Here is a 14404-nt window from a genome sequence, read left to right on the forward strand (position 1 = left end):
CTGCATTTTTAACAATAAATTTTAATTAGGTCTCAGCAGCGCCGTAAAAATCCACCTAGTGCTTGGAAATCAGCACTTTTTTGGAATGTCGCAGAGTCCACGCGATCGCAAAACTCAATTAAATATGCTCAAAAACGATTCATCCAAGTATCTGCCAACCTTAGCTCAAGTAATAGACCGCTACCCCTTGACAGTTGCGCCCGATACCCCACTAGCAGAAGTAATTACCCTGATGGGCCAACGGCGCCCAAGTTGCTCTCTAAACGCAGACATTCCACCAACCGATATCTATCAGCCACTAACAGAAATCGCAAATCCCCCCACCTCAAGTGCATTCAGAGACGCGACAGGTATCTGCGTCTTTGTCGTGGAAAAATCACTCTTAAAATTATCCTCGCACTCTGCTCCACATTCTCAATTGCAAGGAATCTTCACCGAAAGGGATCTTGTCGATTTGATTGCCTCGGGCAAAAACTTAAAAGGTGTCACCATCGCACAAGTGATGAGGCAGCCTGCCGCAACTCTGACAAAATCCGAGACTCAAGACATTTTCAGCGCCCTAATTCTGCTGGGGCAACGAAGAATTAAGCACTTGCCAATATTGGACACTGAAGGTCAACTCTTAGGAGTAATTACCCCGGAAAGCATTCGCCAAGCCATGCTGAAACCGGCAAATATCTTAAAAATGCGCCGCGTGAAAGAAGTAATGACTGCACAAGTCATTCAAGCACCTCGCTCCGCGTCAGTTAGGAGTTTAGCTGAGTTGATGGCGCAGCACCGCGTTAGCTGCGTAGTAATTACCGAATCAACAGAATTATCGATGGATTTACCGTTCCCCATTCCAGTAGGTATAGTTACAGAACGGGATATTGTAGAATTTCAAGCTTTAGATATAGATTTGTCGCAAACGATCGCCCAAACTGTGATGAGTACCCCCTTATTTAGCCTCAAGCAAGAAGACTCGCTGTGGGTAGCTCATCAGGAAATGCACCAGCGTTTAGTCCGCAGGTTGGTAGTAACGGGGGAACAGGGAGAACTCCTGGGAATAGTTACTCAAACCAACATACTGCGTGTACTTGACCCGATGGAAATGTCCGGGGCGATCGATGTTCTACACGATTCAGTGGCAGAAAGGACTAGGGAATTGGAAAAAGCGATCGCATCCCTCAGCTTGACTAACGCCAGACTAGAAAGCGAAATTGCTACCCGCGTTAGGGCCGAGGCTAGACTTCACCTTTTAGAATCTGCTGTAGTGAACGCTAACGACGCAATCGTGATTATGGATGCGGGAGACAGCGATATCTCCGACCCCACCATCATCTATGCCAACGAAGCTTTTACCCAAATGACGGGCTACCTACCCGAAGAAATCATCGGACAAACCCCCAGTTGCTTGCGCGGCCCAGAAAGCGACCCCACCCAAGTCGCTAAAATTCGCCGTACTTTCTCTCGCCAAGAACCCCTACGCCTAGAATTGATTAACTACCGCAAAGACGGTTCAACTTATTGGGTGGAACTCAACAGCGTACCCATTGCCGACATATCCGGGAACGTTACCCACTGGGTGTCGGTGCAGCGCGATATTAGTGATCGCAAGCGCATGGAACAAGCACTTTTTAAAGAAAAAGAACTCGCTCAGGTAACACTACAATCGATCGGTGATGCCGTAATCACTACTGACGCCGACGGCTGCATTTCCACCCTGAATCCAGTTGCCGAAATACTCACGGGTTGGTCTACATTGGAAGCTAAAGGTTTACCCCTCGCCAAAGTGCTGAGAATAGTTGACGAAACTACCAGGCTGCCGATCGAAAATATCGCCGAAATCGCTTTGTGCGAAGGTCGGATTGTTGACCAAGGGCGCAACAATTTGCTGATTGCCCACAACAACACTGAATTTGCGATCGACCACTGCGTCGCCCCCATCCACGCTAGCAGCGGCGAAATTGTCGGGGCCGTCGTTGTGTTCCGAGATGTCACCCAAGTGCGAACTCAAGCGCGGCAACTCACCTGGCAGGCAACTCATGACCCCCTGACGCAATTAGTCAACCGCCGGGAATTTGAATACCAGCTAGAGCACGCCCTACACGGCGCTCAAGGTTACGGGCAAGAACACGTGATGCTTTACCTGGATCTCGATCGCTTCAAAATAGTTAATGACACCTGCGGTCATGCTGCTGGGGACGAACTGCTGCGCCAAGTCAGCCAGCTATTTAAAAGCAATATCCGCAAAACCGATATGTTGGCACGTCTGGGTGGCGATGAATTTGCCGTACTCCTGTACCATTGTCCCGTCGAACGAGGATTGAATGTGGCTGAAACGCTGCTGCAAAGCATTCAGGGATTCCGCTTTGCGTGGCAGGACAAGACTTTTTCGATCGGCGTCAGTATTGGTTTGGTAGCAATCCATCCCAAAGCAGCCTCGACATCTACGATTTTAAGCGCGGCCGATATGGCCTGCTACGCTGCTAAAAATAAAGGTCGCAACCGGGTACAGGTTTATCAAGCCGGCGATCAAGAATTAATCAAACAGCACGGCGAAACCGAGTGGGTGGTGCAAATTCATCAAGCTTTAGAAGAGAATCGCTTTTGCTTGTACTCTCAGCCGATCGTACCTTTGCTCAATTCTCCAACCACCGGAACCCACTGCGAAATCCTCCTGCGCCTCCAGTGGGAAACTGGTGAGTTGGTGTCGCCGATGGCGTTTATTCCGGCTGCAGAACGCTACAATTTGATGCACGCGATCGACCGCTGGGTAATTCGTACTTTATTTAGCAATTTATCTAAATTTTTCACGGCAAATTTATTAGTCCAAAACCCCGGGGTAGACAGCGAGAAAATAGTTACCTTCCCTGCTTGCTCTCTTTTGTCTGATCTGCCATCGTCATTTGGCAAATATCCCAACCTTTATTCAATTAACCTTTCTGGGGACAGCCTCAACGAAGAAAAGTTTATCGAGTTTATTCAGGAACAGTTTTCCATCCATCAAATACCGCCGCAAATAATTTGTTTTGAAATTACCGAAACCGTGGCGATCGGTAATCTCAGCAAGGCTGCCAGCTTGATTTGGCAACTCAAGGAACTAGGCTGCCAGTTTGCCTTGGACGACTTCGGCAGCGGGATGTCTTCCTTTGCTTACCTCAAAAGCTTGCCGGTTGATTATCTCAAAATAGACGGCAATTTTATTAAGAATATTGTCGATAATCCTATTGATATCGCAATGGTGGAAGCTATTACCAAAATCGCTCACGTCATGGGAATTAAAACTATTGCCGAGTATGTTGAAAATCAAACAATTATGGATAAACTCAATGAACTTGGGGTAGATTACGCTCAAGGTTATCATTTGGGCAAGCCTCAACCTTGTAACTTCACCTCTCCTATTTTAGAGGAAGTTTTGGGGGAGTTTCCTGTTAATTCTTTGGCTTTTGAGGGTAAGCTGGCTTGTTGAAGAAGGATGTTGGGCAAGGAGCAAGCAATGGGATTTAACGGATTTAAGGGAGGGATGTTGAGGGAACAAGGAAAAGGGAGATGTTAAGTTGTGATCTCAATTCCCCATTCCCCCTTTTCCATTACCCATTACCTTCTACAATTGTTTCCGCTGCTTCAATGTACTGACTGTCTAACAGAAAAGCACCTTTGTCAAAGCGAATTCCCCAATAATTGCCGGGACGCCGATCGATCACAACGCCTTCGGCGCCGATCGCAATTAAATTCGCAGGCCGCAGCATTGGCATCGGTTCGGCAGTTTTGACGTAAGGTGGCATTGCCACAACTCGGACTTTTTGACCGATTGTAAATTCTTTTTCCATAAGTTTTATTGCCTAAAAAAACACGGCGATAAAGGAATTTTAACAAAGAATGTTTTTGTTTGATTGATTAGGGAAGATAATAAAATGGAGAACTATGAAGCGTAATTAAGGGAATTATCGGCAAAATTATTGATATTTTAGGGTACCATCTTCGTTATATTCAAGTTCATAATATTTTCCCCCTAACCCTAAGTCATGAATACATCGTTGGTAGTTTTTGGCTCCCATATCGAAAGGGTTAGTTCTGTTCAATCTTGCCCATTCAGCTATATTTAGCTGGTTAGTTACCCCTGAAGCATCGGCTACGGTTTGGACAATCCAATCAAACATTTTTTTTCCTCTAAGCTGTCTCTCACTCTACCTCTCTATATTAGCTATATATTCACCTATAGGCAATCAAACATTTTTTTCCTCTAAGCTGTATCTCACCCCGAACTCGGACGATCGCCCGTAACACCCATGACCGATCGCGCTACAATTGTCAATCGGGATGAAAATGGCTGATTAGGAAAGTAGAGGAGTAGGTGTTATGGCTACAAGTCGTCGCATTGAGCGTGTAGCTTCAATGATTAAACGGGAAGTCAGCCTGATGTTGCTGAATGGAATCAAGGACGACCGGGTAGGTGCCGGTATGGTTAGCGTTACCGACGTAATTGTTTCTGGAGACCTTCAGCATACAAAAATTTTTGTCAGCATCTACGGTACTGATGAGGCGAAGGCTGAAACTATGGAAGGTTTGAAATCTGCTACTAGCTACGTCCGCAACCAGTTGGGCCAACGATTGCAACTGCGCCGGACGCCGGAGGTGATTTTTCTGGAAGACCGTTCTTTGGAACGGGGCGATAAAATGTTGATACTGCTGAATCAGCTTTCTGCCGATCGCAAACCGGGTATGTTTGATGACGAAGAATTGGCCGATGGCAATGAAAATGATGATGATGATTTAGAAGCAGACGAGGATTAGGTCTGAAGGTAGTCAACAGCCCAAAGTCAACAGTCAACAGTCAACAGTCAACAAACAATTCCTAATTTCCCATGATTGACAATCTTTCCTTGCCCGAACTGGTAGCCCAGATGTTCGTGGTGCGCGCTTCTGGCTGCTTGTTCGACCACCAAATTCGCTATCCCGAATGGGAACCAACTGCTAGCAAACTCCGCTATTATCTGGAAAAGTTGGGCGTCGGCGGTGTGATTTTGGTCGGGGGAAGTGCTGCGGAGTTGGCAGTTCGATCGCACCAATTGCAGTCTTGGGCAAAGTTTCCGCTACTGCTGGCGGCTGATATTGAGGAAGGTGTCGGCCAGCGGTTCGCGGGGGCGACTTGGTTCGGGCCGCCGATGGCGATTGCTGAAATTGCGCGGCACGATGCAGGTAAAGCTGATCGATATGCTGAACAAATGGGCGCTGTCACTGCGATCGAAGCTAGGGCGATCGGTCTAAATTGGATTCTCGCACCAGTGGTTGATGTTAACAACAATCCCGACAATCCTGTGATTAACGTCCGCGCTTTTGGCGAGACACCGGAAATTGTCGGGAAGTTAGCCGCTGCTTTTATTCGCGGCGCAGGTGAGCACCCGGTTTTGACTACAGCTAAGCATTTTCCCGGCCACGGAGACACGGCGGTTGATTCTCACTTGGAATTGCCGGTTTTGCCGCATTCGCCAGCGAGATTGGCCGAGGTTGAGTTGCCTTCGTTTGTTGAGGCGATCGCTGCTGGGGTCGATGCTGTGATGAGTGCTCACTTGCTGATTCCGACTTGGGATGCCGAGTTTCCTGCTACTCTTTCTCGCAAAATTTTGATCGGGAAGCTGCGAGAAGAGTTGGGATTTGAAGGTTTGATTGTGACGGATGCTTTGGTGATGGGTGCGATCGCCAATAAGTACGGCGCTAATGAAGCTGCTGTTTTGGCTGCTGAGGCTGGTGCTGATGTTTTGCTGATGCCACTTGACCCGGAAGGGGCGATTCTCGCGGTCTGCGAAGCTGTCACTCAAGGGCGGATTTCAATATCACAAATTAAGGAATCTGTCAAGCGCATTTGGAAAGCGAAAATAAAGGTGGGTATGTTGATTTCTGACCCCCCCCAACCCCCCCTTGCTAAGGGGGGGAGCAAGAATTTACAATCCCTGGAGTCGATCGACTTAAGTTTGCTGGCAAACCCACAGGCAAGGGCAACTGCTGCCGATATTTTGCGAGATTCTTTGAAATTTGGTGGCAATCTACCTTTGCAGGTTGCAAAACCCCCAGAAAACCAGCTTTTGCGGAATTTGATTGTTGTAGATGATGTTTTGGGGTGCGAGTTTTTGGGAAACCACACTCCTGCCATCGCCCTTCCGGAACAGTTTGGTTACGAATTGCAACTGATTGACGATCGCACAGGTGCGATCGCTGATAATACAGGTGCAGAGCATTTTTCTCCGACACTGCTGCAAATTTTCATTCGTGGCAATTGCTTCCGAGGCAGTGCAGGTTTGACCGAAGCAGCTCAAGATTGGTTTAAGAAATTATTAAAGACGGGAGAACTGCAAGCTGTGTTAATTTACGGCAGTCCCTACGTTTTAGAGCAATTTTTGCCACACTTGCCTCCGAGTATTCCTTATGTATTTTGTTATGGGCAAATGCCGGCAGCGCAATCTCTCGTTCTAGAAGTGCTATTCGGCATTGACGGGACTGGTAATGCTTGAGTTGCCGGACTCCTAAATCTTTCCTTTGCTGTTTCCGTCAGGACTTAAATTCATCAACCCGGTTTCTCGCAACAAATGTTGCCTTTGGTGGCAAAGCATCCAGAAACCGGGAATCCGATGCGGGTTCCTAAGTTCTGAATTGAACTTTCCAGCAGATCCGCTTCCTAGTCAGGAAAATGTGCTGTTTATCAATATCCTAAGACAGATCCCATCACTTACTAATGATTCGTATAATTTATTTTTATTTACGGCAGTGAATTGTATAGCTGTATACGGACAAAATTTAACTTACATATTCGTAAGTTTGGACTATATTATTACCAGGGCCATAAAATTTTTTAGTAAAACATTGAGGGCGCATTATGATTCACTCCACTATTCCCCAAATCCAATACTCTTTAGATGTGATCCAAGATGAAGCGCGTCACCTTGTCCACGAGGGCGTACTGAGCCGCCAACAGCCTATATACACGCTTTGCCAATTCATTCCGCCTCGGGAATGGGCCTGTGTAGAGTGCGAATTAGAAAAATGTGACTTCTTGCTGCGCGATCGCATTGCCGACCTGATAGGTTCTGAAAAATGGGACAATGACTAAATTTTGGTTCTCTTAAATTAAGTTGGCAAGTAAACTCCGGCTGTGTTAAAGACTCTTGATTCTTTAATACTGGGAATTTTCAGCGCGCAAATTTTCCAACTCGGCCCTCAGCGCTGCCATCTGTGCAGTTAATTCTTGAATCTCTAGCTTTACGTTAGGCTGTACAACCGAATCGGGAGGAGCATCAGTCGCTGCATCTGATTGCTTGGGCGAGACAGATTCACTGTCTGCATTCTCCCGATCGCCCGGTTGAGAGAAAATAGTATCTACAAAATTCCGGGCTTCTCGCTCTGTCATTTCTCCTTTTTCCAGCAGCTCATCGGCTAGCTGGCCAAAATCTGACTTCAGTTTGTCAAGATTTTCTTCTCGCTTCAGAGGATCTTGCAATGTCTCAATTAAAAAGGAAGTTGCACCTAAAGTTAGGTGAAATCCTGTTTGCAGCATTTGAGGCAGGTTGTCGGGATTCATCTAAAAATGCCGCTAGAACGTTTTTCTGAGTTTTTGGTTCGCTAGTTGCTCCCAAGTCGGGGCGTAAAGCCGCTTCTTAGCGGGAAGATGCTGGCGTTGTGGGTCGCGATCGCCCCGATTCAGGAAATATCAGCTTTTGGGGGGACGTTTTCCCGTTGTGCCAATACTAATCGTACCATTACTGCGTAAATTAATAAATGTCAAGTGTAAACTTTTGTAACTACGAATCGAGACTTTCCAACAGGAAGGCTCAGTCTATTTTAGATTTTAGATTTTAGATTGAACAGGACTTAGGCACTGCGACTAAAAAACCCGGTGGCTGATTACCCGTGCGTAAATCCTGTTCAAGCCCATTAAGGATACAGCGCCTCACCGGTGGAGGGGTCAAATATAAATATTCGATCGAAGTCAAGCTGTACCGTCAGCCGATCGCCCGATCGCAAGCGAACACTCGCAGGTACTTGCAACTGTACAGTAGTTTCAGTGCTCACCGAAGGCAAACTCGCCCTAATTAAAGTTTCTCGCCCCAGAGGTTCCACTACTTTTACCTCTACATCGAGGGGGACTTTTTCTAAAGCCCAAACATCGGTTTTCAAATCATCATCTTCTACTGTTTGTGGCGTAAAGATTTCTATATTTTCTGGACGGATGCCCAAATCAAACCCTTGTCCTTCTCTCGCCTGCAATTTTTTCTGAATCGAGGGCGGACAGACTAAAGCTTGATCTCCTATTTGAAAGGATTCGTTAGTATAAATGGCCGGCAAAATGTTCATGGCGGGATTGCCTAAAAATGTGGCAACCATGCGGTTAGCTGGTTTCGCATAAATGCTTTGCGGGTCTCCAATTTGTTGAATTTTTCCCCCATTTAAGACTACAATCTTATCAGCTAAAGTCATCGCTTCCACTTGGTCGTGGGTGACGTAAACGGTAGTAATTCCCAGCCGTTGATGCAGTTGTTTGAGTTCTGCTCTAGTGTCATCTCGCAGTTGAGCATCGAGGTTAGAAAGCGGTTCATCTAAAAGAAATACTTTCGGTTCGCGGGCGATCGCCCTTCCGAGTGCTACACGCTGCTGCTGACCCCCTGATAGCTGTTTGGGCTTACGCTTGAGAAGGTGGTCGATCGAGAGCGATCGGGCTACTGTTTCGACTCGTTCTTGAATTTTAGTCGGGTCAACATTCCGCATCCGCAATCCAAATGCCAAGTTTTCTGCGACAGTCATGTGCGGATAAAGCGCGTAATTTTGAAACACCATTGCTACATCCCGCTGTCTCGCCGGAATGTTGTTAACTAAATTATCTCCGATGTAAAGATTGCCGGAAGTGGCGGTTTCTAAACCTGCAATTGTCCGCATAATTGTCGATTTCCCGCAGCCGGAGGGCCCGACTAATACCCAAAATTCCCCGTCCGGGATTTTGAAGCTGATGTTTTCGATCGCGGTGACGTTTTGGTAGCGTCGGGTAATATTTTCTAAGCGAACATTTGCCATTTTTTAAGTGTAATTGGTAATTGATAATTAGTGCTTTTTACCTTCAGCCTTCAGGGTTCAGAAAACTGTTCTAATTCTAAAACTGTGCGGTCTAATTCTTCAACTATAGGCGTTAACTCAGCTTGGCGGAATGCTTCTACTAAAGAACGATAATACCAGAGAGAACCGTCTTTGCCACCTTTGAAGCGTTCCCAAACAGTATCTCCTAATTGACGGGAATCTTTCAGGATAGATCGAGCATTATAAAGTTTATCAGCAGCCGAGACTAATCTGACCGAGGCAGAAGCTGTAGAAATGCGATCGATATAAGCTTGTTTTCGCTGTCGCCAAGGGGGTTTCGGCGTCTCGTCACTGTCTGTACAGCCGTCTACAATAGCTGTGACAGTATCCCCAAAGCGGCGGCGGATGGCTTCGCGGGTGGTGGCGCCGCCTTGATCTTCGATCGCATCATGAAGCAAAGCTGCGATCGCCTCATCTTCATTTGCCCCATATTCTAAAGCTATACTAGCAGTGCCCAACAAATGGGCAATGTAGGGAACGCCGGAACCTTTGCGAACTTGGGTAGCGTGCAATTCGGCAGCATAGGTGAGGGCTTCAGAAAAACGGTTTGAGAGAATCATGAAAGTCACCTTTCTGAATTGCTATGATATATAAATTGTCGGGCTAAGTTGAAAAGACAAAATCTACCAAGTTCCATAAGATCATAAAGATGCGATCGAGAGCGATCGCTTGTACAATTATAATCGTTAAACAGAGCTTGCAAGCATGACAGCTACTATAACTATACCCAACGATGCAGACCAAAACTCAGAGCCAGAATTACATCCAAAATTAGAAAACACACCCGAAATTTACCCAGAATCTCAGCCCAAAAAAGTCATATCTCTCGAAGAGTTCTTAGTCAAGCCTCCTGATAGAAGGGAATGGGTTGACGGCAACTTATTGGAGAAAACAGGAATGACATTCAAGCACGGTCTCGCTCAATCTAAATTATCTACATCCTGGAGAAATTACAAAAATTCCAGCGGACAGGGAGGAGAAGTTCTTACAGAAGTCCTTTGCCGCACTAGCAAGCAGGGTCGCCGTCCCGATGTTGCTTACATTACTCCTGAACTCCTGCCAGAATCAGGCAATTTTACAGCATTTTCCCAAACAAAGTTTTCCTTTGATAGCGGAAGTTGCTTCCCCCGAAGATAGCGGCGAAGAGTTATTTGCGAAAGCTCAGGAATATTAGGAATCGGGATGTTTAGAAGTTTGGTTGCTATTTCCTGAAGCTAGATTAATATTTGTGAATGCAGGGCAATGCTGGCGGTTGTTTAATGCGGATGAAGTTGTTAACACTCAAAGGATACTTACAGGTTTTAGCGTAGCTGTGAGTGAATTGTTGGCTTGAGGAATTTGTCAAAATAATATATTAAAATTACAAAAATAGCACTTAAAACAATGGATTTCGAGGTAATTAACTTTAGGTTGAGACGGGGCTTAATGAGTCAGGGTAAACGCATCTAAATTAATTTGACATAAACGTGAATTTGTGCATTACTAAATCACTAAAAAAACCTTCTTAAAATTCTTAATTTTAACCCTAATTGCTCAGATTAAATCAGAACCTTAAGATTTTCTGAAGTTCTTAAAGCCGGATAATTTTCCTTCTTAGATAGGTGTTAGATTTCGAGCATTAACTGGCAGAGTTTAAAATTTTAACTAAATAATTATTGTCCCTTCCGGCTCGATACCGTTTCATTTTTAGACTTTGTGCCGGAAGTTTTTTCTTGTTTCAGTAAATTTATGGCTAATCGACGTAGAAGTGCAAAATTTTCGGGAGAGTTCTGTTTCCGAATCCGGCTTTCATCTTCACAAGATGTAACATCAAGCGTCCAATGTAAGATATTTTCAATGCCCCAATGACTGCGGATAGCCCCAGCAATTGTCTCAGCATTACTGCTTAAACTACTCAAGTAAAAACGAGCTGAGCGTCGTGGTTTTATTCCACAGCCGCCGTTCACTAACTATCATGACAACTGTTTTTAATCCAGTCCATAATGCTTAATTATGCACTTGTGGTAACTCGGATACATCAACAGTCCACACTTGTCTTTTTTCCACTCGATGATGTCCAGCTTCTACTTGGGGTTTGCTGAATAATACCAATTCACTATGAAGGTACACTAAAATATAGGGTAAAAGTAGAGGAAATCGAATATGGCGAACAAACTTCAGGTACAAATCCAGGAAACGGTTGAGGAACTAGAGCATCGACTCGAACGGAGTGCGACCGCCGTAAATAAAGAAAAATTACTGGTATTATACTGGCTGGCCACCAAAAAAATCCAAAAAAGAGCAGAATTAGCCACGATGTTAAAACGAGACTCTTCAACAATATATCGTTGGTTAAGAGCTTACAAAAAAGGTGGAATTAATGAATTACTTAGCATAAAAAAAGCTCCCGGAAAGACTCCAGATATTCCACCAGAAGTGAGAGAAAAATTAATCAAAAAACTGCAAGAACCCCAGGGAGAAACAAGTTATGGCAAATTACAGCTCTGGCTAGAAAAAGAATGCGGAATTAAAGTGAGTTATAAAGTGGTACATGACCTAGTACATTATAAATTGAAAGCTGACCTGAAAGTCCCAAGACCCCAAAGTAACAAAGCGAACGAAGAGGTGCAGGCAAGCTGCAAAAAAAAACTATGTGAGCTCATAAAAGTAATGATTAAATATTTCGGAAACTCCAAGCCTGTAAGGATATGGTGTCAGGACGAGAGTAGATTTGGATTACTTACTATGCGCCGGGCAGAATGATTACATTAAAGGGGGTAAAACCCATTGACAAAAAGCAATGGAAACGAGGAAACTTTTATATTTATGGAGTCGTAGAGTCAGCAACAGGCGAACAATATTATCAAGAATTTTCTCAGCTCAATTACAACTGTTTTCAAGAGTTTTTAAATGGATTTGGTCAAAAATACTCAGAGACTTTCAATCTAATTATCATGGATAATGGTAGCTTCCATAAAGCTCTATTATTAGACTGGGCTGACCATGTAATGCCAATATATTTACCTGCCTATAGTCCAATGTCACTGAAAAAGTGAGCAAAAAAAAATCTGTAAGGCAATATCTGCGTAGATAATTGCCTTACAAACCAAAATATCTCTCTCTAGTATGCCCAATCGTGCGTCTATTCTCAAGCAACAATTTTTACAGAGCGTCGCCTTACCCTGGAAAGAATTGCTACCAGACTCTAAAGTCAAAGAGCTTCTGGCCTTGGAGGATATCAGATACTACAACAGCGTCTATACACCGATAGTGACCTTATGGGCAATGGTATCTCAGGTACTAGATCCAGACAAAAGTTTGAGTCAAGCGGTGAAGCGGATGAGTACCTGGCTGAGTGTAGCTGGAGTCAAGCCTCCTTCTTCAGACACGGGGGCATACAGTAAAGCTCGTCAACGACTACCTGAAAGACTTGTCCAACAGTTAGTACCTGTAGTGGCAGAGGCACTAGAAAAGCAAGTTCCTCGCCTAACAGCAATGGTGTGGACGACAGGTGCGGGTACTAGACGGCACAACCGTGTTGATGAGTGATACCCAGGCTAATCAAGCTGAGTATCCGCAACACAGCAATCAAAAAACTGGGTGTGGATTTCCCATCGCGAAAATGGTAGTGCTGTTTTCATTGCTCACAGGTGCAGTGGTATCGGCTGGTATTGCTTCATTGGCGACGAGTGAGATTGTGATGAGTCGTCTGTTGTATGCGAATTTAGTTCCCTCCGATGTGATATTAGCCGATCGAGCTTACGGCAATTATGTCGATTTAGTTTTGGTAAAACAGCAGGGAGCAGACGCTGTTTTTCGGAAAAATCATCTCCGTAAAACGGACTTAAGGGCGGGGTAAGAAGTTGGGAATTGGCGACCATAAAGTAGTTTGGAATAAGCCCCAACAGTGTCCCAAACACATGAGTCATCAGGAATTTGAGGAATTACCATCTAATTTCATTGTTCGGGAAGTCTGCTTGCGAATTCAACGCCGTGGCTTTCGACAAGAGCGTATTATTGTAGTCACAACGTTACTGGATGCCCAGCGCTACACTGTTCAAAATTAACTCAGTTATATGGCAATACGGTTCAGTTAAGGGCTATGCAGTGCTTAAAACAATAAATACAGGAGGATTTATTATGATTCCAGTACCTCTGTGTTTAACTTGTTTAGAGCGAAATTTTGAAACAGGTTTTTTGACAACTCTTGGGTTGTTTCTGTGAACTCTTTCCGGTATAATTTGATCGAGGATATCCCAAGTTAACCAACTCAAAAAAAGGGAAGTTCCTGTGGTTGTAACCGCTGAAATTTAGGGAGAGCGCGACGAATAACTCGTAATGTTCCAGTAAAAGAAAGACGCAATGGTGAAACACCTGCGCTGCTTGCTGCTTGAAAAATTAATGACCTTATAGCCCAATGTCCTAGTAGTAAACCATAAATTTCTTGTACCACTTCCTTTGGTCTTTGCTGGGGGGTGACAACCCGCCTGAAACCCATAGTTAGTAAGGATTGACCCAACTTGTGGTAAAAAAAGATAGGCAGCAGAATTGTTACACGCTTGCCTATCCCAAAAAATAATGATACCAACATTCTACCTCATTCATTTAAAAAAACAACTAAGTTTAGCTCAATTGAAACTGATTGAAATCTTGCTACCCTTGATACAATCAGAAAAACAAGTGAGATTAGAACGACTGGCACGGGTATTTCCTTACCCAATTACAACGGAAAGTCGGCGTAGAAAACTACAAAGATTTCTGGATTTACCAAACTTAACTATCTCATTAATTTGGTTCCCCTTAATTACTTATTGGTTGACCACTTATTGCCCCATTGGTACTCGTTTATCAATTGCAATCGACCGCAGTCAATGGGGCAGCATTAATCTTTTTATGGTGAGCCTAATCTGGGAAAAAAGAGCAATTCCATTATACTGGTCACTGTTGCCCAAATTGGGAAACAGTAACTTCGAGTCACAAACAGGCAATTTACAGCAAGTTTTACCATTATTTTCCGAATATAAAGTCATCGTTTTAGGAGACCGTGAATTTTGTTCTGTCGATTTGGGAAACTGGCTGAGGGAAAAGGGTGTATTTTTTTGCTTAAGACTGAAGAAGAATCATTGTATCGAAACAGAGCATTTAGTTTGGCAGCGATTAGATGAATTAGGAATAGTGCCTGGAACCTCTTTATATTTTCAAGGTAAAAGAGTGAGGAAAACACGGGCCTCCAACCGGATTTGATCGGGAGCATCCCGGTTTTGTAAATATCCGAATAAGCGTAAAATAGTTAAAATCAATAAAAGCGTCAAAAAAAGTCGAA

General features: G+C 44.5%; 13 protein-coding genes and 3 pseudogenes. 9 read left to right on the forward strand and 7 right to left on the reverse strand.

Going from position 1 to position 14404, the window contains the following annotated elements; translation table 11 throughout:
* Positions 1 to 85 precede the first annotated feature (85 nt).
* Positions 86 to 3451, forward strand: a complete 3366-nt coding sequence (locus QUB44_RS25800; RefSeq protein WP_333371982.1) for an EAL domain-containing protein — start codon at positions 86 to 88, stop codon at positions 3449 to 3451.
* A gap of 121 nt (positions 3452 to 3572) precedes the next feature.
* Here QUB44_RS25800 and sipA read toward each other — a convergent pair whose 3' ends face one another.
* Positions 3573 to 3812: a regulatory protein SipA gene (gene sipA / locus QUB44_RS25805; protein WP_333160268.1), complete on the reverse strand. Its 240-nt coding sequence runs from the start codon at positions 3810 to 3812 to the stop codon at positions 3573 to 3575.
* Positions 3813 to 3938: 126 nt separating this feature from the next.
* A complete protein-coding gene (locus QUB44_RS25810; protein ID WP_333371984.1) occupies positions 3939 to 4142 on the reverse strand; it encodes a hypothetical protein in 204 nt (67 codons plus the stop codon).
* 199 nt (positions 4143 to 4341) lie between these two features.
* On the opposite strand from QUB44_RS25810, the gene rbfA reads away from it, so the two are divergent.
* The 3 genes from rbfA (at position 4342) to QUB44_RS25825 (ending at position 7087) form a co-directional block, all read left to right on the forward strand.
* On the forward strand, positions 4342 to 4776 hold the full coding sequence (gene rbfA / locus QUB44_RS25815; RefSeq protein ID WP_333160269.1) for a 30S ribosome-binding factor RbfA: 435 nt from the start codon (positions 4342 to 4344) through the stop codon (positions 4774 to 4776).
* A 71-nt stretch (positions 4777 to 4847) separates the two neighbouring features.
* Positions 4848 to 6491 (forward strand): glycoside hydrolase family 3 N-terminal domain-containing protein, encoded by a 1644-nt coding sequence (locus QUB44_RS25820; protein WP_333371986.1) that lies wholly within the window; start codon positions 4848 to 4850, stop codon positions 6489 to 6491.
* A 362-nt stretch (positions 6492 to 6853) separates the two neighbouring features.
* Positions 6854 to 7087 (forward strand): DUF4327 family protein, encoded by a 234-nt coding sequence (locus QUB44_RS25825; RefSeq protein WP_333057778.1) that lies wholly within the window; start codon positions 6854 to 6856, stop codon positions 7085 to 7087.
* 63 nt (positions 7088 to 7150) lie between these two features.
* Here the strand turns inward: QUB44_RS25825 and QUB44_RS25830 are convergent, their stop codons facing one another.
* From QUB44_RS25830 to QUB44_RS25840, 3 genes are all read right to left on the reverse strand, one after another.
* Entirely contained in the window at positions 7151 to 7555 is a 405-nt protein-coding gene (locus tag QUB44_RS25830; RefSeq protein ID WP_333226574.1) for a hypothetical protein, read from the reverse strand.
* A 353-nt stretch (positions 7556 to 7908) separates the two neighbouring features.
* Complete coding sequence (locus QUB44_RS25835; RefSeq protein WP_333371988.1) at positions 7909 to 9042, reverse strand: ABC transporter ATP-binding protein; 1134 nt, start codon at positions 9040 to 9042, stop codon at positions 7909 to 7911.
* Between the two features lie 50 nt (positions 9043 to 9092).
* A complete protein-coding gene (locus tag QUB44_RS25840) occupies positions 9093 to 9662 on the reverse strand; it encodes an HD domain-containing protein (RefSeq protein ID WP_333226579.1) in 570 nt (189 codons plus the stop codon).
* 145 nt (positions 9663 to 9807) lie between these two features.
* Here QUB44_RS25840 and QUB44_RS25845 point away from each other — a divergent pair.
* Positions 9808 to 10435 (forward strand): annotated as a pseudogene (locus QUB44_RS25845) (Uma2 family endonuclease).
* A 319-nt stretch (positions 10436 to 10754) separates the two neighbouring features.
* Here QUB44_RS25845 and QUB44_RS31275 read toward each other — a convergent pair.
* Complete coding sequence (locus QUB44_RS31275; protein WP_445299927.1) at positions 10755 to 11048, reverse strand: ISAs1 family transposase; 294 nt, start codon at positions 11046 to 11048, stop codon at positions 10755 to 10757.
* Positions 11049 to 11244: 196 nt separating this feature from the next.
* Here QUB44_RS31275 and QUB44_RS25850 point away from each other — a divergent pair, with 196 nt between their 5' ends.
* The 3 genes and pseudogenes from QUB44_RS25850 to QUB44_RS25860 form a co-directional block, all read left to right on the forward strand.
* On the forward strand, positions 11245 to 11844 hold the full coding sequence (locus tag QUB44_RS25850) for a helix-turn-helix domain-containing protein (RefSeq protein WP_333371991.1): 600 nt from the start codon (positions 11245 to 11247) through the stop codon (positions 11842 to 11844).
* Positions 11841 to 12137, forward strand: coding sequence for a transposase (locus QUB44_RS25855; RefSeq protein ID WP_333371993.1), 297 nt, complete (start codon positions 11841 to 11843; stop codon positions 12135 to 12137). The genes QUB44_RS25850 and QUB44_RS25855 overlap by 4 nt, the downstream gene beginning before the upstream one ends.
* Positions 12138 to 12207: 70 nt before the next feature.
* Positions 12208 to 13162: pseudogene (locus QUB44_RS25860) on the forward strand (IS4 family transposase); the annotation flags it as partial.
* Positions 13163 to 13351: 189 nt separating this feature from the next.
* On the opposite strand, the pseudogene QUB44_RS25865 reads toward QUB44_RS25860, so the two are convergent.
* A pseudogene (locus tag QUB44_RS25865) lies at positions 13352 to 13549 on the reverse strand (IS4 family transposase); the annotation flags it as partial.
* A 110-nt stretch (positions 13550 to 13659) separates the two neighbouring features.
* Between QUB44_RS25865 and QUB44_RS25870 the strand changes: the two are divergent.
* Positions 13660 to 14325 carry a hypothetical protein gene (locus tag QUB44_RS25870; protein ID WP_333371995.1) on the forward strand — a complete coding sequence of 222 codons (666 nt, stop codon included), beginning with the start codon at positions 13660 to 13662 and terminating at the stop codon, positions 14323 to 14325.
* Positions 14326 to 14404: the final 79 nt, after the last annotated feature.

This window comes from Microcoleus sp. AT3-D2 (assembly GCF_036705715.1).
Lineage (GTDB): Bacteria > Cyanobacteriota > Cyanobacteriia > Cyanobacteriales > Microcoleaceae > Microcoleus.